Below are 19,608 nucleotides of genomic sequence, written 5' to 3' on the forward strand. Positions count from 1 at the left end.
CACGGGGCTTTACCCCGTCCCCCACTGGGGCCGAACGGCCCCAGACCCATGGATCCGCGCCGGGGCTGTTCAGGACCTCCGGGCGTGGTAATGTGCGCCCCGCGTTCCCTGTCTGCATTTGGTCCCTTGATGCTTCTTTTTGATCAGCTCCCTCCCGACTTTTTCCTCATCTTTTCCCGGTCCAATCGCTACCTTTATGCGAAGGTGGTCACGGAGATCTACGACCAGTATTTTGGAGTAGGCTTCCTCTATCCTGGACGGCGGGATCTGGTGTTGATCATCTACAACGTCCTGCGGGCCAATCCCGAACTCTGGACCGAGGATGAGGACCTGCTGGGGCTGCCTGAGGCTGTGCGTAAACGGGGGCGGCGCCTGAGTGTGAGCACAGAGGATAGTGCCCAGGACAAATTGTTGAAGCAGGCGCAGCATGTCTATCGCCGTCTGGTCGATACGGGCTGGTTGGAGGAAGAATGCGTTGGCCTGAAGGTCACCGTTGACATGCCGCCCATGGCCCTGCTGGTGACCGAACGCCTCGTCGCCTTGCGGCAGGGGTTGGCTGTTGCGGCCTCGGGCGTTGTCGTGGCCATCCGGACCGCGTTGGCCGCGATCCTGACCGATGCCCGGGCCAATGCGGCCGGTTTGCGTAAGGCGGCGGAGAATGCCCAGATCTTCGAACGCTCCCTGCGGGTGGTTCTTGCAGACCTGCGCCGGGTCGAGAAAAAGGTCATGGATAGCGAAAGCCTGGAAGACCGGTACCGGGCTTTTTTCGAGGATTTCATCGGCGAGGTGCTGTTGAAGGATCTGGAGGAGATCCAGGGGCCGAACCACCCCTATCGGCATCGGGCGGAAATTCTACGGAACGTGGAGGCGATTACCCTCTCCGATCACGTCCGGGATCGGGTGATCGAAGGCTATGTGGATGACCGGATCAGCGCCGACGACCGCTCCGCCGTCGAGCAATTGGACAATGATCTGACGATTCTGAGGGCCGTTTTCGGGCATATTGATATCACCCTGGGCCATATCAACCGCTTCCGCCGCAAGCTCGAGCGAAAGCTGACCAACACCATTCGCTATGCCGAACAGGGGGACCGGGTGGTGTCCCGCCGCATGACCACCCTGATCCAGCGCCTGGACGGGATCCGCGCCCGGTCCGAAGAGCTGGGGCGGGAGGCAACTCCCGTTCCCGGTCCGCGCCTGGACCGGCCAAGCTATTTCGGTCGGGCGACCATGGCCGTTCCCCGCCGGGCCCGCGTTCCTTTGGAAGCCCATCCGTTGGAACGGCGGAGGACGGATCCGGCTCAGGCCCTGCGGCGGACCATGATGCGCGACTTTGCCCAGCTATTCCGTGTGACGCCCGGACAAGTTCTGGCCTACCTCGAACGGGTCATGGGGGGCGCCCCCGTCCTGGAGGCGCGGGATGTGCCCATTTCTTCCCTGGAGGAGTTTCTTTTGGTTGACGAATTGCGACGCCAGTGTCGTGCGCCCTCACCATCGGTGGCGCGCCTTTACCGGTTCGAGCGGGCTGAAGGCTGGCGGGACGATGACTGGTTGCGCTGCGCCAATTTCCGGATCCACCTGCGGGGGCCGCAGACCGCACAACCGGCTGACCGGACATCGACTAACCCGAACACCGCATCCTTGGAGGTCCAGGATGCTCCATGATCTCGACCTTCTGGACCAGCGGACAGGAGGCAAGGCCTCGGAAGACCTGCCCTCGGCCCTGCGACTTTTGCTGCGATCGCAATTCCTGTTCAGCGGAGACCGGGGGTTTGCCTCGGCCTACAACACCCTGACCAATCCCCGCTATCGGGACTTCATCGAGGATTGGCTGGACGTCCTGGGACTGAGTTTTGTCCAATCCGTTCAGGACCAGTGGGTGGGCGTTCTGCCCCAGACCGATATCTCGCATATGCCGAGCATGTCCTTGACCGACACCCTGGTGTTGCTCGTGGTGGCCCAGGCTTGGCAGGAGGCGGCCAATGGTGGAGATTTCGGCGAGCGCGCCGTCGTTCACACCACCGTCAACCGGGTTTGGGACCAATACGATACCCTGCGGCCACGCCTGCGCGGTGGTGCCATGACCATCACCGAGTTCGAGCGGTCCCTCAAGGAACTGCAACGCCGCAATATTGTGGACCTGAAGGAGATGGACGAGGAGGTGGAGGACCGGGACTTGGAAATCCGCCCCATGGTGACCCACCTTCTGCGCGATGGAGAGGCCCTGCGGATCCTGGAAGAGTATTGTCGCTCAGAAGAAGGGATCCTGTCGACCTGGGTCCCTCGGGAGGGGGAGGTGGCCCCTGGCCGTGATGGAGAGGGCGAAACCAAAGCCGGAGATGGTGCCTCAGACGAAGTCGATATTGGTGCCTCAGACGCAGTCGATATTGGTGCCTCAGACGCAGTCGATAACGGGGACTTGAACGCATGATCCGGCTGACCCGCATTGGCATGGTGAATTGGCATCAGTTTCCCGCCCAGAACATCGACCTGCGGGGCAATGTCGCCCTGGTCGGTGAAAACCGCTCGGGAAAGTCCACCCTGCTTGATCTGATCCAGACGGTGCTGTCTGGAAACAGTGGCCGTTACCTGGAGCTGAACGCCCGGGCGGGCGGGGGGCGGCGCAAGGGCCGCCGGACGGTGCAATCCTACATCCTGGGCCGCACCTCCGAGGGGCCTGAGGGCGTCAAACGCAAGGAAGCGCTCTGCACCATCTTCCTGACCTTCGAGCGGCCAGAGGGAACACCGGTGACCTTGGGGGTGGTCATGGAAGCCCGGGCCCAGGACGCCAAGGAAAACACCCTGGCCCGGTTTATCGCCGATGGTGTGGCCCTGTCCGTCAACGATCTGGTGGGAACCAATAGGACGGGGGACATGCTGGCCAAGGATTGGGGGACCCTCGTCCAACCCTGGCTGGATGGGGCCTGTGCCGAGGCTGGAGGACGGCTGATCGTCCACCGGGAGCCGGCCATTCATTTCGTCAGTGACTACCTGAAAATGCTCTCCACAGGACGGCTGCCCATCGCCTCGGACCGGTTTCTGAAGGCGTTTGGCAATGCCGCGCGCCTGAGGGAAATTGCCTCGGCCACCGCCTTTGTGCGGGATTATATCCTGGAGGAGGATCCCCTTCAGATCACCCAGTTGCGGGAGTCGATCCAGGATTACCGGGGATACGCCCGCGAGATTGGTCTGCTGCGTCACAAGCTGGAGCACCTGCGCCCCCTGGCCAAGCGAATCGATGCCTATGCCCTGGACCTGCGGCGCCAGGATATCGCCCGCTGGGGGGAGGCCCGGGCTAAGGCTTTGGCCGCCCGGGTAACCATGGCAGACCACCAGAGGCAGGCCCGCCTGGGGCGGGCTCGGTTGGACGAGATCAAGGCGACTTTGCAGCGCCTGGATGGGGAACGCCGGGACCTTGAGGAGGAAAAGCAGGGACTGAACCGACTGATCCAGGCGGCCACGGACACCCACCGCATGGCCGAACTGCGGTCGCGGCGAACAGAGCTGGAAGCCAGCTTGAAGGAGGTCAATCGGGAGATCCAGACCCATTACAAGGTCACTGTGGCGTTGGTCGACGTTCTGCGGGTGCCCGATCTGATTCCCCGGGCCTTTGGACGGGTTTTGGACAGTCTGCGCCTGTTGGAAGGTGAGACCGGTGCCGACCAACCGCCCCAATGGCCCCGGAATCCGGCGACCGTGGAAGGCCTGTTGGCCGCCCTGGCGCTGGATCGGGAGCGCTTGGAGGGTCTTCTGCGGGAAACCACGGACGCCCTGGCCGTGGACCGGGCCGGGATGGAGGGGCGGATCGCCGAACTGTCGCGCCAGATCCGGGAAATCGAGAACCGCGGCTTCACCATGCGACCCGAGGTGGAAACCCTCCGGGATGACCTGCGCCGACAGGGGATCCCCTCCCGCCTTCTGTGCGAACAGCTTGAACTGGTCGACGAGGAGTGGCGGCTGGCCTTGGAAGTGTTGTTGGGGCGGGATCGCGAGGCCATTCTGGTGGATCGGGAGCATGTGGAACGGGCCATTCGCCATTTGCAAACCAATCGCCGGGATTACCGAGGCTGCCGGATCGCCAACAGTCGGAAATTGGATCTGGGGGGAGAGGCGCGCCCCGGTACCTTGGCCTCGGTCGTTCGCAGCAGTGATCCTCTGGCCCTGGCCTTTGTCCTGCGTCGTTTGGGGACGATCCGTCTCGCCGATACCGTTGAGGATCTGCATGCCGAAGGCCGTGCGGTCATGCGGGACGGCACCTATGATGATGGCTTGGCCGTGGAAGTCCGCCAGATGGGACGGAATGACGGGTATAAGATCGGGGCCAATGCGGGGCGGGGCTCGCTGCGGGAATTGGAACGGGAACGGGATCGCTTGAAAGCCCAGTCCGCAGAGCTGCTGACGGAACGGAAGCAGTATGACCGGGTGATCTCTGCCTTCCGGGCTCTTGATGATCTGACCGAGGGGAAGTCGCTGTCCCGGGCCGTGGATTTGGCCGAACGGGCGCGTGGGGAACTGGACGATATCGCGCGCGCCATTCGGGACGAAAAAGGCCAGGCTGATCCGTCCCACTTGCAACGTTTGGTCGCGATCGATGCCCAGTTGGACAGCTATCGCGAGGAGGAAGGACGGCTGAACCGGGAGTCCGGTGGGGCCAAACGCTCGGTGGAAGAAGCGACCTCCAACCTGAACAGGGGCGAGCATGTCGCCGGGTCGCGCAATCAGGTCAAGGTTCTTGTGGAGCGCTATCGGAAGGTGCTCCGTTCGGTGGGCGCGGTGCGCAGCCTGGGGGGGCTCGATCGCTTCCGGGAGGCACTCACCCAGGCGGCAGGCAATCTGGACCGCAGTGCCCTGGCGTTGGGTGGGGAAAGAGAGCGCCTGGAAAAGCATATCGCCGGGGAAGGGCCGGACATTCTGCGGGATTACTTCACCTATAAGCGCCTGGACGAGGGCTCGCCGGAATTCACCTCTGCGGATGCGATCTTGGAACATTTGCGGGGGTGGGTCGCCCGGCAGATCCAAACCATCGAGGCGAACAGTCTGAAGCGCTATGAGGACTTGGCCAAACAGGCGGCGGAGAAGGCGGAATACTTCTTCCAAACGGCCTTCATCCATGAATTGCGGGAGCGGTTCAGCCGGGTGGAGGAGGCCATCAACGGGATGACCCGGGCCCTGAAGGACCATCCCTTCCACAACGAGCGCTATCACTTCCGGTATGAGCCTGCCGGAACCCACAAGGCGATCTGGGACCTGGTGGAGGGGTCTCGGGAGAACGACAGCCTGTTGATGCCCCTGTTCCAGGAGGCGGAAATCGCCGAAGGAACACCCTTTGGCGAGGCGTTGATTCTGGTGCGGTCCCTGTTGCTCGATCCGGAATTCGATGTCGCGGACTATGCCGATTACCGGAACTACTTCACCTTCGACATGGAGATGACCGATATCCAGACCGGCAAACGGAGCAATCTGGAAAGCCGTCAGGGAACGGGATCGGGGGCGGAGCAGCAAACCCCCTATTACGTGGCCATCGGTGCCTCCCTTGCCACCCTGTACCACCGCGCGCGCGGGCGGACGGCTGTGGGGGGCGGTGCGATCACGGGGGGCACGGAGGACCTGGGGTTGGGCCTGGTGATCCTGGATGAGGCCTTTTCGAATATGGATCCCAAGAACGTTTGGGCCGCCTTTGATTACTACCGGGACCTGGGCCTGCAATTGTTGGTCGCGGCACCCTACGACAAGCGGTCCGTGCTGCTGGAAATGGTTGAGACCGTTGTCGATGTCTGGCGCGAGGGAGATTACGCCGATACCGAAGCGACCTATCCGGGGGAGCGCCTGCGGCAGGAACTGAGCCAACGCAATCCGGCGCACCATGACATGGACAGTTTTCGACGATTCCTGGAGGTCGATGCCATGCGGAAGGCAGGGGAGTGATGGCAAAGGATATTGGATTGCAAGCTAAGGCGTTTTTGCTGACCAGAAATCCCCTATCAGGGATTTCCCCGGGACGCGGTTCGGGGTATATGTCCCTGGGCTTTCGACGGCCGGGACGCCTTTGTGGACCTTGGCGGCCAGGTGGCTCACGGGTTTACCCAAAGGTGTCTCCCAGGGGTTTCGGAGACCCTTAGGAACCAGCCGGGCTCTCCCATCGGGGAGGGGCGGTGCTTTCATGGTCCCTACAAACGAGTTTTCCAGGAGGAATACGATGACTATCCGCGTTGGTATCAATGGTTTTGGCCGCATCGGTCGCATGGTGTTTCGTGCTGTCGCCGCCGAATTCCCCAATATCGAGATCGTGGCCATCAACGACCTGCTCGACCCGGATTATCTCGCCTATATGCTGAAGTACGATTCCGTGCACGGCCGCTTCAAGGGAGATGTGTCGGTTGAAGCTGGCAATCTGGTCGTCGACGGCAAGACCATCCGCCTGACCGCCGAACGGGATCCCGCCAACCTGAAGTGGGGCGAGGTCAATGCTGATCTGGTGATCGAATCCACCGGCCTGTTCCTGACCGGCGAGACCTGTCAGAAGCACATTGACGCCGGCGCCAAGAAGGTCGTGCAGTCCGCCCCCTCCAAGGACGACACCCCGATGTTCGTCTACGGCGTGAACCACGAAACCTATGCCGGTCAGGCGATCGTCTCTGCGGCCTCTTGCACCACCAACTGTCTGGCCCCCGTGGCCAAGGTGCTGCATGACAACTGGGGCCTGAAGCGCGGCCTGATGACCACGGTGCATGCCGCGACCGCGACCCAGAAGACCGTTGACGGCCCCTCCATGAAGGATTGGCGTGGTGGCCGCGGCATCCTGGAGAACATCATTCCGTCCTCCACCGGTGCCGCCAAGGCCGTTGGCAAGGTTCTGCCGGACCTGAATGGCAAGCTGACGGGGATGTCTTTCCGTGTGCCGACCTCCGACGTTTCCGTGGTCGACCTGACCGTGGAACTGGAGCGCGCCGCCACTTACGAAGACATTTGCGCGAAGATGAAGGAAGCCTCCGAAGGGTCCCTCAAGGACGTTCTGGGCTACACCGAGGATAAGGTGGTTGCCACCGATTTCCGCGGTTGCGTCAACCCCTCGATCTTCGATGCCGGGGCCGGTATCCAGCTTGACGAGACCTTCGTGAAGGTCGTGTCCTGGTACGACAACGAATATGGCTACACCTGCAACATGCTGCGTTTCGTCCAGCACGTCGCGAAGTAAGCTGCCAAAGGCGGGGGGCGGCGGTGTGCTGTCCCTCGCCGTTGGATGCCTCAGGAAAAAACCCGGAACCACGTCATGGTTCCGGGTTTTTTGTGTTCGGCCTGGCCGCGTTGCGTTGCCTCGGTCCGGTCCACAGCACGCCGGTTTGAGTTCGACTTTTTGCGCCAAGAGCATGCGTTGCGCTTAAGATCAAGGTGTGGTGAGTTTGACACACCGCACCTTGGAAGCGGCCAAGTGGCCGCCGCGCCTTATGGCGCGTAACAGCCCGCCTGGCGTTTGAACGCAAGAAAAGCGGCGTGGGTTTCAACCCGCGCCGCTTGGTATAAGCAAGAACACTGTACACGATAGGGGATGTTTTCCCGTCACGGGGCTTTGCCCCGTCCCCCACTGGGGCCGAAAGGCCCCAGACCCCGGGCAAAAAAATGGGGGGCGGGAGTTCCAAGAGGCTGTCCTATCGGGGAAGTCTGGATCAGATTCCAACAGACGTTCGAGGAGATGGGGCATTTGAGGTTTATGAAATACGAAAGGTATGCGGTGCATTGTCGCTGACAAGCGGAGGGGCGGGCGCTACCATCCCGTCCATGACTGACAGCACCCCCACTCCCCCCGTCTCCGCCCCCGGATCCTCCAGCGAAAACAAGGGGTTCGTGCATTTGCGCGTGCATACCGCCTTGTCCATGTCCGAAGGGGCGATTCCCGTGAAGACGCTGGTCAAGCTTGCCGCGAAGAACGAAATGCCTGCGGTTGCTGTCACCGATACTGGCAATATCTTCGCCGCCCTGGAGTTCTCCGTCACCGCCTGTGACGCTGGCGTGCAGCCGATCATTGGCGTGCAACTGGCCATCCGGAACAGCGACAAGAAGGACCGGGGGTTTGGCGCGGGGCGGGACCTCCGCGCGCCGGACCCGGACGCCATCGTCCTCCTCGCCAAGGACGACATCGGATATGGCAACCTCATGAAGCTGGTCTCCAAGGCCTTCCTGGAGACCGACGGGGGCGAGACGCCCCAGGTCCCCCTGGAGCAGGTCGAGGCCCATAATGCGGGATTGATCCTGCTCACCGGCGGCACGGGCGGACCCCTCGGGCGGTTGTTGCTGGAGGAGCGGCCCGAGGAGGCCGAGGCCATGCTCGCCCGCCATAAGGAGCACTTTGGCGACCGGGTCTATGTGGAAATCCAGCGCCATGGCATGCCCGCCGAGGACACCATCGAGGAAGACTTGATCGACCTTGCCTATGCCCTGGATGTTCCCCTGGTTGCCACCAATGAGCCCTATTATCCGGACCGGGAGATGTTCGAGGCCCATGACGTGCTCATCTGCATGTCCCAGAAGACGGTGGTCGGCGACCAGAAGCGCCGACGCCTGACGCCCGAGCATTACTTCAAGTCCTCCGCCGAAATGCGAGCGCTGTTCGCCGACCTGCCCGAGGCGCTCGACAATACCTTGGTCATCGCCAAGCGCTGCGCGGTCAAGAGCGACAAACGCAAGCCCATCCTGCCCCACAGTCCCGCGGTGAAAGGTCGTACCGAGGCTGAGGCCCTTGAGCAGATGGCCAAGGATGGCCTGGAAAAGCGCCTCTGGAAGCATGTCTTCACCGAGGGTATGAGCGAGACGGATCGGGAGGAGGTGTCCCGCCCCTATCGTGAGCGTCTGGAGTACGAACTGGGGATCATCAATCAAATGGGCTTTCCCGGGTACTTTCTGATCGTGGCCGATTTTATTCAATGGGGGAAGGACCAGGGGATTCCTGTCGGACCGGGGCGTGGGTCGGGTGCCGGGTCCGTGGTGGCCTGGGTTCTGACCATCACCGATTTGGATCCCCTGCGCTTTAGTCTGCTGTTCGAACGCTTCCTCAATCCGGAACGCGTATCCATGCCCGACTTCGATATCGACTTCTGCCAGGACCGCCGGGAAGAGGTGATCCGCTATGTGCAGAAGGAATATGGATACGACCGGGTCGCGCAGATCATCACCTTTGGAAAGCTCCAGGCCCGCGCCGTGTTGCGATCCGTGGGCCGGGTCATCCAGATGCCGCTCGGCTTCGTCGACAAGATTTGTAAGATGGTGCCGAACAATCCGGCCCAGCCCTGCACCCTGAAGGAAGCCATCGACGGCGAACCCCAACTGCAGGAGTTGCGGGATACGGACGAGACCGTGGCCCGTCTGCTGGACATCGGCTTAAAGCTGGAGGGGCTCTATTCCCATGCCTCCACCCATGCCGCCGGAGTGGTGATCGGCGACCGGCCCCTGGACGAACTGGTGGCCCTCTACCGAGACCCCAATTCCGATATGCCGGTGACCCAGTTCAACATGAAATGGGTGGAACAGGCCGGATTGGTGAAGTTCGACTTCCTGGGGCTGAAGACCCTTACGGTGCTGCAATGCGCCGTCGAGCATATCGCAAAGCGTGGCATCAAGATCGATCTTTCGGCCATTCCTTTGGACGACCGAAAGTCCTACGAGATGTTAGGACGGGGTGAAACCAGTGGTGTGTTCCAGTTGGAAAGTACGGGAATGCGGGATGTCTTGCGCAACATGAAACCCGACACGCTGGAGGACATTATCGCCGTCGTGGCCCTCTACCGTCCTGGTCCCATGGATAACATCCCGAGCTACATTCGCCGGAAGAATGGGGAGGAAGAGGTCATCTATATGCATCCGGACCTGGAGCCGATCCTGAAGGAAACCTACGGGATCATGATCTACCAGGAACAGGTGATGCAGGCCGCCCAGATCATGGCGGGCTATTCGCTGGGTGGTGCCGACCTGCTGCGCCGGGCCATGGGTAAGAAGATCAAGGCGGAGATGGACACCCAGCGGGCCATGTTCGTGGAAGGATCCTTCGCTCGCGGCACGGCGAAGGCCCATGCCTCCGAGGTCTTCGACACCATCGCCAAGTTCGCGGGCTATGGGTTCAACAAATCCCACGCCGCCGCCTATGCCCTCGTTGCCTATCAGACGGCCTATCTGAAGGCCAACTACCCCGTGGAGTTCATGGCCGGCACCATGACCTACGACATGCATAACACCGACAAGCTGGCGACCTTCAAGGTCGAGTTGAAGCGCCTGAAAATTCCCCTTCTGCCGCCGGATGTGAATACCTCCATGGCTCGGTTCGACGTGCAGGATGGGGCGGTGCGCTACGCCCTGGGGGCCCTGAAGAACGTCGGCGAGAGCGCCATGGAGGCCCTGGTGGCCGAGCGAAAGCGCGGGGGGCTCTTCAAAGATGTCGCCGATTTTGCCAAACGGTTGGACAGCAAAGTGGTCAACAAGCGCTTGTTGGAAAACCTGATCAAGGCGGGGGCCTTGGATAGCCTGGATCCAGATCGGGCCAAGTTGCTGGGCAATGTGGATGTGATCATGCGCCATGCCCAGGCGGCGGCCCAGGACCGCTCCTCCAGTCAGGTCAGCCTGTTTGGAGGGGGGGGCGCCGCCGAACCCCCCATGAAGCTGCGGGATTGTGACCCCTGGTCTGTGACCCACAAGCTTGCCGAAGAGCGGGATGCCATGGGCTTCTACCTTTCGGCCCATCCCTTGGACGTCTACGGCGACGCCCTGGAACGCTTGGACGTGGTGCCCATCGAGGCCCTGGCCGGGCATTTGCGCAATGGTGGCAATGGGTCGGTCAAGCTCGCCGCAACCCCCGGTGCCCGAAAGGAGCGTACTGGGAAGAATGGAAGCCGCTATGCCTTCCTGGAACTCTCCGATGCCTCGGGTACCTGCGAGAGCATGGTTTTTTCCGAAGTCCTCGCCGTTTCCCGGGAGCTGATGGATTCGGGCAAGCCCCTGTTGGTGCGGGCCGATGCGCGTCTGGAGGGGGAAGACGTGCGCCTTCTCGCCCAGGGGATTGAGTTGCTGGACACTGCTGTGGCGAGATCGACCAGTCGCATCAAGATCATTTTTTCCGACTCGGGGCCGGTCGCGCGCATCCAGGACATTATTGCCAAGGACGGTCCGGGCAACCGGGATGTCACCCTCGTCGCGGACCTGGGGGACAAAGAAGTGGAAGTTCGACTGGCTGGTCAGTTCGCACTACGCGCAGAAACCCTGTCAAAATTACGGGATTTGCCGGGAATTCGACAAGTGCGAGAGGTATGATGCAAAGGATGTATTTTAAGTTTTACATATATCCAAAGTAACCCATATGAAAATCCATCTACCCAAAGTTCAACCCTAACTAGATTGTCTCCTAACGGGCAGCTTTGTGAAGCCTCCGGGTCAGGAGCTGGGACTGTGTTGGGGGATGGACATGCTTAAAAACCAAGGAATTGCGACCAAGATTTCGGTGATCATAGGAATCATGGTCTTAGCGCTCGTCGCGTCGGTCGGGATCATGCTGGAAACCGAATACAACGCCTTGCGGAAGGAGCGGATCTATTTGACCAAATCCCTCGCCGGGACGGCGGCGAAGATTGGTGAGTTGTTTTCCGCCAAGGTGTCCCTGGGCGAAATGAAGCAGGACACGGCCTTCAGACTTTGGAAGGATGTCGTCGGTGCCATGCGCTATGGTGATGGGGACTATCTCTTCGCAAATGGGGAGGATGGAACAAGTCTGGTCCACCCTCGTTCGGAAATGATTGGGACGAACCTTTCCGGGCTCACGGATCCGAACGGTGTCTTGATCACCCAAAGTATGATGGATGCAGCCAGCTCTGGACCGGACGGAGGCATGGTTTTTTATCAATGGGCGAAGGAAAAAGGCCGGAAACCCGTCGACAAGGTGAGTTGGATGACGCCTGTTCCGGCCTTCGAAGCCGCCGTCGGAACCGGCGTCTACGTGGATGATGTGGTCGATACCTTTATGCATTCCCTGCGGCTGGCGCTTGGCGTGGGGGGGGTGTTTACCTTCGCTGCTTTGATGGTCGTGCTGTTGATCTCAAAGGATATGACCAAAGTGCTGGGTGATTTGGTCTCCCGCATGGGGCGGATCGCTGGGGGCGAGTTCAATATCCCGATCCCCGGCGCGGATCGGGGTGACGAGGCGGGCGCCATCGCTCAAGCCCTCGAGGTCTTTCGCGAACGCGTGTCCGAGGCCGAGCGCATGCGCGCAGAACGCGCGGATATGGCGGTGAAAGCGGAGGGGGAGCGTAGGGCGCATCTCGCTCAACTGGCCAAGACATTTGAGGAGTCGGTTGATGGGGTGGTGCGAACCGTCGCGAATGGGGCCAAGGGACTGCTCGCCGATGCCCAATCGATGTTCGAGCTGGCCAGCGGGACACAAAGCCGAGCCTCAGCCTCGCTGACTATGACCGAAAGCAATCAGTCGAGCTTCCACTCGGTCGTCTCGGCGTCCGAAGAGCTGTCCGCATCCATTCGCGAGATCAGCTCACAGACGGAACGGGCGCGGGTCACCAGCCAATCTGCGGTTGAGGCCGCAGAAAGTTCGTCAGTGCGTGTGAATGGATTGGTCGCCGATGCCGAGAAGATCGGCGAGGTCATCACCTTAATTGAGGATATTGCCAGTCAAACAAACCTGTTGGCCTTGAACGCGACGATTGAAGCGGCGCGGGCGGGCGAGGCAGGCAAGGGCTTCGCCGTTGTTGCGAATGAGGTCAAGAGCCTGGCCAACCAAACCCAGCGGGCGACCGATGACATCCGCAATCAGATCGAGCGGGTGCGGACGTCCGTCACTGCGGCAGCCATGGATATCGGAGGTATTCGCAAGGTGATCCATGAGATTGCCGAGGCGGCCTCGGCAATCGCCGCAGCCATCGAAGAACAGGGCACGGCCACCAACGCGATCTCCGGCAATGTTCAGGAGGTAATGGAAGGATCCCGCGCCTTAAGCCGAAACATCCGCACGGTCGCCGATGCCGCTGTCACCACGGAACAGACGGCGGACAAGTTGCGGTCTGCCTCACAGGATATGGGGCGGGCCTCTGAAAGCCTGGGATCTGAAGTGCGTGGCTTTCTGGATCATCTACGGAAGGAGTAGGGGGAGAGGGGGCTACGGCCCTGCCACTCACATGACCGATTTGTCCGGCATATCTGTCTGTAAAAAAAGGCAGATATGCCGGGAAGGCGGCCCCCAACAGGCACTGATACTGTATTTGTGGTGCATGACAATATTAAAATCTCATATTCTTGTGAAATACGCCTACAAACGCTGTCCGTTGAGACCTATTGTTTCCCAAACATTGTTTTGATGAGTGCTTCTCGCCAGAAGCCGGATTCGTCATGGGGAAAATATGCTTAAACATCAAGGAATCGCGATCAAGCTATCGGTGATCGTCGGAATTATGATGGTTGCCCTTATTGTCTCTGTTGGTCTTACTCTAAAGAGTGGATATGATGCGATGCTCCTTGAGCGGGTGTATCTAACCCAATCCATCACGGGGACCGCAGCGAAGATTGGCGAAATGCTCGCCAACAAGGTTGCCGCCAAAGAGATGGATCAAGAGACCGCTTTTGGGCTCTGGAAGGATGTCGTGAATGCCATGCGCTATGGCGACGGCGACTATGTGTTCATCGATGGATATGACGGGACATTTGTTGTTGCGCCTCGTCCGGATTTGGTCGGGAAAAACATGCTTGGCGTCAAAGGGCCCGACGGCACCTTTGTGACCAAGCGGATGATTACAATGGCCAAGTCTGAGCCAGAAGGCGGAATGGTTGACTATACATGGGCCAAGGAAAAGGGGAGCGATCCGGTCGATAAGGTCAGTTGGGTGAAGGCTGTTCCCGCGTTTCAGGCGGTTGTGGGGACGGGTGTCTATGTGGACGATGTGACGAAGAGATTTGTTGGCGCCTTGGGTGTTGCTTTTGGGGTCGGTGCGTTTTTTTCCGTCCTCGCTTTGAGCGTTGCATTTTTCATTTCCAAAGACATGACCTCCGTTCTCCGAAGTCTGGCCTCCCGCATGGGACAGATTGCGTCAGGTAATTTAGCGCTGGCCATTCCCGGTTCAAGTCGGGGAGACGAGGCGGGGTCCATGGCCAAGGCCCTCGAAGTCTTCCGGGAAAAAGTGGCAGAGGCTGAAGATCTGCGCAGGGAGCGGGCCGAACTGGAAGCCAAGTCTGAACAGGCCCGCAAGGCGCATTTGGTCCAACTGGCCAGCACCTTCGAGGAGTCCGTCGATTCGGCGGTGCGCACCCTGGCCAATGGGGTCAAGGAATTGCGGTCCGATGCGCATTCCATGTTTGATCTGGCTTGCGATACCCAAACCCGGGCGGTGGACTCGCGGGAGATGAATGAGAAAAACCAATCGAGTTTCCAAACGGTCGCTTCTGCCTCCGAAGAGTTATCAGCTTCCATTCGCGAAATCGGGTCGCAGACCGAACGGGCTCGACTCACCAGCCTCTCCGCCGTTGAGGCTGCGGAAAGCTCTTCGGTGCGCGTGAATGGATTGGTGGCTGACGCTGAGAAAATCGGAGAGGTCATCACCCTGATTGAGGACATCGCCAGCCAGACCAACCTGCTGGCCCTGAACGCGACGATCGAAGCGGCGCGGGCGGGCGAATCCGGCAAGGGCTTCGCGGTGGTGGCCAATGAAGTGAAAAGCCTGGCCAACCAAACCCAGCGCGCAACCGATGATATCCGCAATCAGATCGAGCGGGTGCGGAGCTCGGTTACCGCAGCTGCGTCGGATATTGGGAACATCCGCAAGGTGATCCATGAAATCTCGGAGGCTGCGTCCGCGATTGCCGTAGCCATCGAAGAGCAAGGTGCCGCAACCAGTGAGATTTCCCGCAACGTGCAGGGGGTGATGGAAGGATCTGGAGACGTGGGGCGAAACATTCATACGGTCGCCGAAACGGCGGTCACCACCGAACAGACGGCGGATAAAGTGCGGACGGCTTCCCAGGAGATGGAGCAGGCCTCAGAAAGCCTGAGGACAGAAGTGCATCGCTTCCTGGAGCACTTGCGTCAGGGATAAGCGGGTCGGGAGGATCCCCTATCGGTCGAGTGTGCCCGAAGGGCCAGTGTTCCCACCAAGGGGAGGGGCCTCCAGTGCCTGCCTAAACCCCTCCGCGAGGGGGCCGCGTAAAGGACTTGCATTGTGGGGTGGGGGCGTTTAAAAGCCCCCCATCACACACGCGAGGTTCGCGGCCGTCCAGAGACTATCTGGTGCGGCCGTTCCGGTGTCGGTACTGAGCTCTCTCGATAGGGACCTGTTCGACTCAAAGCCATCGCGGAGGTTCAACCGGAAAAGAGGAAATAGCCACCATGGCCCTCCCCACGTTTTCCATGCGCCAGCTTGTCGAAGCTGGCTGTCACTTCGGTCACAATACCCGCCGCTGGAATCCCAAGATGGCGCCGTACTTGTACGGCGTACGCGACAATGTGCACATCATCGATCTCCAGCAGACCGTGCCCATGTTGTACCGCAGCATGCAGGCCGTCCGCGAAGTGACCGCCGCCGGTGGCCGCGTGCTATTCGTCGGCACCAAGCGCCAGGCACAGTCGATCGTCGCCGAACAGGCCCGTCGGTGCGGTCAGTACTACGTGAACCACCGGTGGTTGGGCGGTATGCTGACCAACTGGAAGACCATTTCCCACTCCATTAAGCGCCTGCGCGAGTTGGAAGAGCGGTTCTCTGCCGGTGAGCTTCAGGGCTTGACCAAGAAGGAGCAACTCAACCTGTCCCGCGAAAAGGACAAGCTGGACTTGGCTCTGGGTGGCATTAAGGATATGGGCGGTCTGCCCGACATGCTGTTTATTATCGATACCGTGAAGGAAGGTCTGGCCGTCAAGGAAGCCAATAAGCTTGGTTTGCCGGTCGCTGCGGTGATCGACTCCAATTCTGACCCCGCCGGAATTTCCTTCCCCATTCCGGGCAATGACGACGCCATCCGCTCAATCCAGACCTATTGCGAGTTGATCGCCGGTGCGGCCCTGGATGGGATCCAGGCACAGCTTGGTGGCGCAGGCATTGATGTGGGCTCTTTCGAAGAAGCCCCGGTCGAAACGGCGCTCAGCGAAGAAGCTCCGGCAGGAGCGGGTGAGGCCGAAGGCGAGCAGCCGTCCGCTTAAGAGGGGCGTTTCCGCCGAACGGGCGCGATGACATGCGTTGGGATGGCGGCGGCTTAAGGCGCCGCCATCTTTTTGAATGCTGTCCTTTTTGATTACCGTCCACGTTCCCCGGATCGCCTGTGGGAGTGGGCGCATTTCCTCGCGCGCGGCCCAAGCCATGGGGCCCGTGTTCTGACCGACCACCGAGAGAGGATTTCCAATGGCCGAGATCACCGCCGCCCTCGTCAAGAGCCTTCGCGAGAAGACCGGCGCGGGCATGATGGACTGTAAAAAAGCCCTGAACGAGACCGCTGGCGACATCGACGGCGCAGTCGATTGGTTGCGCACCAAAGGGTTAGCTGCCGCCGCCAAGAAGGCGGGTCGGACCGCCGCTGAAGGTCTGGTCGGCTTGGCCACCGATGGCACCAAGGGTGCAGTGGTTGAAATGAACTCCGAAACCGACTTCGTCGCCCGGAACGAGACGTTTCAGGAGGCGGTCTCCACCTTGGCAAGTCTGGCTCTGAAGGCCGACGGAGACCTGGATCGGTTGAAGGCTGAAGCGTTCCCGGGTGGGGAAGGGCGCAGCGTCGAAGAGCAGGTGACGCACCTGATTGCCACGATCGGCGAAAACATGCAGCTTCGTCGCTCTGCTGGCATTTCCGTGGATCAGGGTGTTGTTTCTTCCTATGTTCACACCCAGGTCGCTCCGGGACTTGGTAAAATTGCCGTGCTGGTGGCTCTGAAGTCCGCCGCAGATCCTGCTAAGCTTGATGAGGTTGGCCGTCAGATCGCCATGCATGTGGCTGCTGCCAATCCCATGTTCGCCACCGTGTCCGAAATCGACCCTGCTGTTATCGAACGCGAGCGTGCTGTCTTGACCGAGAAGGCCAAGGAGCAGGGTAAGCCCGACAATATCATCGAGAAGATGGTTGAGGGTGGCCTGAAGAAGTTCCAGAAGGAAATCGTGTTGACCGAGCAGGTCTTTGTCATTGACGGAGAAAGCACCATCGCCAAAGTGCTGGAAAAAACCGGCAAGGATCTGGGCGCTGCCATCGAGCTCAGCGGATTCGTCCGCTTCCAACTGGGTGAGGGCGTAGAGAAGGAAGAAGGCGATTTCGCCGCAGAAGTGGCTGCGCAACTGAACAAGTAAGGGGGTGGGCGGCCTTCGGGCCGCTCATGTCCATGTGGACTTCGGTCTGGAAAAAAGCGACGTTGGCCGTCGGGTTTGGGACTCTTAAGATCCGAGCCGACGGCCGCTTCGCCATCGGCACTATGGGGCGTCGGTGGCTGTGGTGTGTCTTTTAAAAGAAGCAGGACCGCAGGTACCGGGGTGTCCCGCTTACGGTCAAACGCGGCGAAGGGATAGACGAGATGACCGAGGGTACGGGAACGGCCGGCAAACCGATCTATCAAAGAGTTCTGCTGAAATTGTCCGGCGAAGGTCTGTTGGGAGACAAGGAATTCGGCTTGGACTTGGCCATGGTCGAGCGCGTGGCCGGTGAAGTGAAAGCAGCCCATGAGCGGGGCATTCAGGTGTGTCTGGTCATCGGTGGAGGGAACATTTTCCGGGGTGTCTCCACCGCTGCCAAAGGCATGGACCGGACCAGTGCCGACTACATGGGGATGCTGGCGACGGTCATGAACTCGCTCGCCGTTCAGAACGCCTTGGAAAAATTAGGCGTTCAAACACGGGTCCAGTCGGCCATTCCCATGTCCATGGTCTGCGAGCCCTATATCCGTCGACGGGCCGTCCGGCACATGGAGAAAGGGCGGGTTGTCATTTTTGCCGCTGGGACGGGAAATCCCTTTTTTACCACAGATACTGCTGCGGCTTTGCGCGCCGTGGAGATGAACTGCGATGCGCTGTTCAAGGCCACACAGGTTGACGGAGTCTATTCTGCAGACCCCAACAAGGATCCCTCGGCGAAGCGCTTTGACCGCCTGACTTTCTCCGAGGTGCTGACTCGCGACCTCCGTGTTATGGATACCTCCGCCATCGCCTTGGCGCGAGAGAACAACATCCCTATAGTGGTCTTTTCCCTGCATTCCCCGGGGGCTCTGGCTCAGGTGCTGGAGCGTAGAGGCTTGTTCACGGAAATCTGCCCCGATAGTGACCAGGAGTAATAACAGTGTCCGAAGACGCACAAAGCTTTGAAGATCTGAAGGCCGACCTGAAACATCGTATGGATGGTGCGGTTGAGGTTCTACGGAAGGAATTCTCAGGTCTGCGGACCGGTCGGGCTTCTGTCAATTTGCTCGATCCCGTCATGGTGGAAGCCTATGGGCAGGCTATGCCGCTCACGCAGGTTGCCACCGTCAGTGTTCCTGAGCCCCGCATGATCAGTGTTCAGGTCTGGGATCGTAGCATGGCGAAGGCTGTCGACAAGGCCATTCGCGATGCTGGTTTGGGGCTCAACCCGGCGTCCGATGGTCAGCTTATCCGCGTTCCCATTCCTCCGCTGAATGAAGAGAGGCGCATCGAGTTGACCAAGGTTGCGGGCAAATATGCCGAGCAGGCCAAGGTTGCGGTGCGCAACGTGCGTCGGGATGGCATGGATCAATTGAAGAAAATGGAAAAGGACGGTGTCATCAGCCAGGACGAACACAAAAAGTTCGGTGTTGATGTCCAGGCCCTGACCGATGCAACCATCAAAAAGATGGATGAATCCCTGTCACACAAGGAACAGGAGATCATGCAAGTCTGATGTTGACCGATTCCGCCAAAGACATGGGGGATGGGAATGCATTCCTGCATGTGGCCATTATCATGGATGGTAATGGCCGTTGGGCCAAGGCGCGCAGTTTGCCCCGCACGGCGGGGCATAAGCGAGGTGCCGAATCTGTGCGTGCAGTGGTGGAAGCTGCACCGGAGTTGGGAATCACCCATCTGACGCTTTTCGGGTTTTCCTCGGAGAATTGGAAGCGGCCTGAAGGGGAGGTTGGAGACTTGATGGGACTCCTGCGCCTCTATCTTTCCAAGGAAGTTCGGGGCCTGCACCGGAATAATGTTCGCCTGCGGATCATCGGCGACCGGACCCGCTTTTCGCAGGAAATCGTTACCCTCATCGAAAAGGGTGAGGATCTGACTCGGGATAATTCGGGACTGCAGTTATCCATCGCTCTGAATTACGGTGCGCGCATGGAATTGGTCGAGGCGGCCAAAACCATGGCGCGGGACGCCGTCGCGGGAAAATTGGATCCAGATGGTCTGGACGAGGAGCGTTTTGCGGGATATCTGCTCACGTCGGACCTTCCTGACCCTGATGTTCTTGTCCGAACCAGTGGCGAGCAACGCATCAGTAATTTCCTTCTCTGGCAATGCGCCTACACGGAATTGGTCTTTACACCGGTGCTTTGGCCGGATTTCGGGCGGGAAGCCCTCTCTCAAGCTCTCGTGGATTATCGGAACAGAGACCGCCGGTACGGGGGACTGTAAACGGTCTTCCGCGCGGCATGACGATCGG

At 60.1% G+C, this 19,608-nt stretch carries 12 protein-coding genes; all 12 read left to right on the forward strand.

Features of this window, described 5'->3' with window-relative positions; all coding sequences use genetic code 11:
- Positions 1 to 129 precede the first annotated feature (129 nt).
- Entirely contained in the window at positions 130 to 1,665 is a 1,536-nt protein-coding gene (locus tag ACLIRY_RS00130) for a Wadjet anti-phage system protein JetA family protein (RefSeq protein WP_413203313.1), read from the forward strand.
- Positions 1,655 to 2,431: a DUF4194 domain-containing protein gene (locus ACLIRY_RS00135; protein ID WP_413203314.1), complete on the forward strand. Its 777-nt coding sequence runs from the start codon at positions 1,655 to 1,657 to the stop codon at positions 2,429 to 2,431. The genes ACLIRY_RS00130 and ACLIRY_RS00135 overlap by 11 nt, the downstream gene beginning before the upstream one ends.
- Positions 2,428 to 5,925 carry an SbcC/MukB-like Walker B domain-containing protein gene (locus ACLIRY_RS00140; RefSeq protein ID WP_413203315.1) on the forward strand — a complete coding sequence of 1,166 codons (3,498 nt, stop codon included), beginning with the start codon at positions 2,428 to 2,430 and terminating at the stop codon, positions 5,923 to 5,925. The genes ACLIRY_RS00135 and ACLIRY_RS00140 overlap by 4 nt, the downstream gene beginning before the upstream one ends.
- Before the next feature lie 271 nt (positions 5,926 to 6,196).
- Positions 6,197 to 7,195, forward strand: a complete 999-nt coding sequence (gene gap / locus ACLIRY_RS00145) for a type I glyceraldehyde-3-phosphate dehydrogenase (protein WP_413203316.1) — start codon at positions 6,197 to 6,199, stop codon at positions 7,193 to 7,195.
- A gap of 581 nt (positions 7,196 to 7,776) precedes the next feature.
- The gene (dnaE, locus tag ACLIRY_RS00150) at positions 7,777 to 11,292 is read left to right on the forward strand and encodes a DNA polymerase III subunit alpha (protein ID WP_413203317.1); all 3,516 of its coding nucleotides are present in this window, start codon (positions 7,777 to 7,779) and stop codon (positions 11,290 to 11,292) included.
- A gap of 151 nt (positions 11,293 to 11,443) precedes the next feature.
- Complete coding sequence (locus ACLIRY_RS00155) at positions 11,444 to 13,129, forward strand: methyl-accepting chemotaxis protein (RefSeq protein ID WP_413203318.1); 1,686 nt, start codon at positions 11,444 to 11,446, stop codon at positions 13,127 to 13,129.
- A gap of 253 nt (positions 13,130 to 13,382) precedes the next feature.
- Positions 13,383 to 15,068 (forward strand): methyl-accepting chemotaxis protein, encoded by a 1,686-nt coding sequence (locus ACLIRY_RS00160; RefSeq protein WP_413203319.1) that lies wholly within the window; start codon positions 13,383 to 13,385, stop codon positions 15,066 to 15,068.
- A gap of 290 nt (positions 15,069 to 15,358) precedes the next feature.
- Complete coding sequence (gene rpsB, locus ACLIRY_RS00165) at positions 15,359 to 16,165, forward strand: 30S ribosomal protein S2 (protein WP_413203320.1); 807 nt, start codon at positions 15,359 to 15,361, stop codon at positions 16,163 to 16,165.
- A 199-nt stretch (positions 16,166 to 16,364) separates the two neighbouring features.
- Positions 16,365 to 17,294 carry a translation elongation factor Ts gene (gene tsf, locus ACLIRY_RS00170; RefSeq protein ID WP_413203321.1) on the forward strand — a complete coding sequence of 310 codons (930 nt, stop codon included), beginning with the start codon at positions 16,365 to 16,367 and terminating at the stop codon, positions 17,292 to 17,294.
- Positions 17,295 to 17,515: 221 nt separating this feature from the next.
- Entirely contained in the window at positions 17,516 to 18,268 is a 753-nt protein-coding gene (gene pyrH, locus ACLIRY_RS00175) for a UMP kinase (protein ID WP_413203322.1), read from the forward strand.
- Between the two features lie 59 nt (positions 18,269 to 18,327).
- Positions 18,328 to 18,849: a ribosome recycling factor gene (frr, locus tag ACLIRY_RS00180; RefSeq protein ID WP_413204166.1), complete on the forward strand. Its 522-nt coding sequence runs from the start codon at positions 18,328 to 18,330 to the stop codon at positions 18,847 to 18,849.
- Positions 18,849 to 19,580, forward strand: coding sequence for an isoprenyl transferase (locus tag ACLIRY_RS00185; protein WP_413203323.1), 732 nt, complete (start codon positions 18,849 to 18,851; stop codon positions 19,578 to 19,580). Before frr ends, ACLIRY_RS00185 begins: the two co-directional genes overlap by 1 nt.
- Positions 19,581 to 19,608: the final 28 nt, after the last annotated feature.

The organism is Rhodospirillum sp. A1_3_36 (genome assembly GCF_047263945.1).
Lineage (GTDB): Bacteria > Pseudomonadota > Alphaproteobacteria > Rhodospirillales > Rhodospirillaceae > Rhodospirillum.

Excerpts from the sequence above, each read along its gene's own strand:
- rpsB (WP_413203320.1), top strand. The coding sequence starts at position 15,359 with ATGGCCCTCCCCACGTTTTCCATGCGCCAGCTTGTCGAAGCTGGCTGT.
- ACLIRY_RS00130 (WP_413203313.1), top strand. The coding sequence starts at position 130 with ATGCTTCTTTTTGATCAGCTCCCTCCCGACTTTTTCCTCATCTTTTCC.
- ACLIRY_RS00160 (WP_413203319.1), top strand. The coding sequence starts at position 13,383 with ATGCTTAAACATCAAGGAATCGCGATCAAGCTATCGGTGATCGTCGGA.
- tsf (WP_413203321.1), top strand. The coding sequence starts at position 16,365 with ATGGCCGAGATCACCGCCGCCCTCGTCAAGAGCCTTCGCGAGAAGACC.
- ACLIRY_RS00185 (WP_413203323.1), top strand. The coding sequence starts at position 18,849 with ATGTTGACCGATTCCGCCAAAGACATGGGGGATGGGAATGCATTCCTG.
- frr (WP_413204166.1), top strand. The coding sequence starts at position 18,328 with ATGGATGGTGCGGTTGAGGTTCTACGGAAGGAATTCTCAGGTCTGCGG.
- pyrH (WP_413203322.1), top strand. The coding sequence starts at position 17,516 with ATGACCGAGGGTACGGGAACGGCCGGCAAACCGATCTATCAAAGAGTT.
- ACLIRY_RS00155 (WP_413203318.1), top strand. The coding sequence starts at position 11,444 with ATGCTTAAAAACCAAGGAATTGCGACCAAGATTTCGGTGATCATAGGA.
- ACLIRY_RS00140 (WP_413203315.1), top strand. The coding sequence starts at position 2,428 with ATGATCCGGCTGACCCGCATTGGCATGGTGAATTGGCATCAGTTTCCC.
- ACLIRY_RS00135 (WP_413203314.1), top strand. The coding sequence starts at position 1,655 with ATGCTCCATGATCTCGACCTTCTGGACCAGCGGACAGGAGGCAAGGCC.
- gap (WP_413203316.1), top strand. The coding sequence starts at position 6,197 with ATGACTATCCGCGTTGGTATCAATGGTTTTGGCCGCATCGGTCGCATG.
- dnaE (WP_413203317.1), top strand. The coding sequence starts at position 7,777 with ATGACTGACAGCACCCCCACTCCCCCCGTCTCCGCCCCCGGATCCTCC.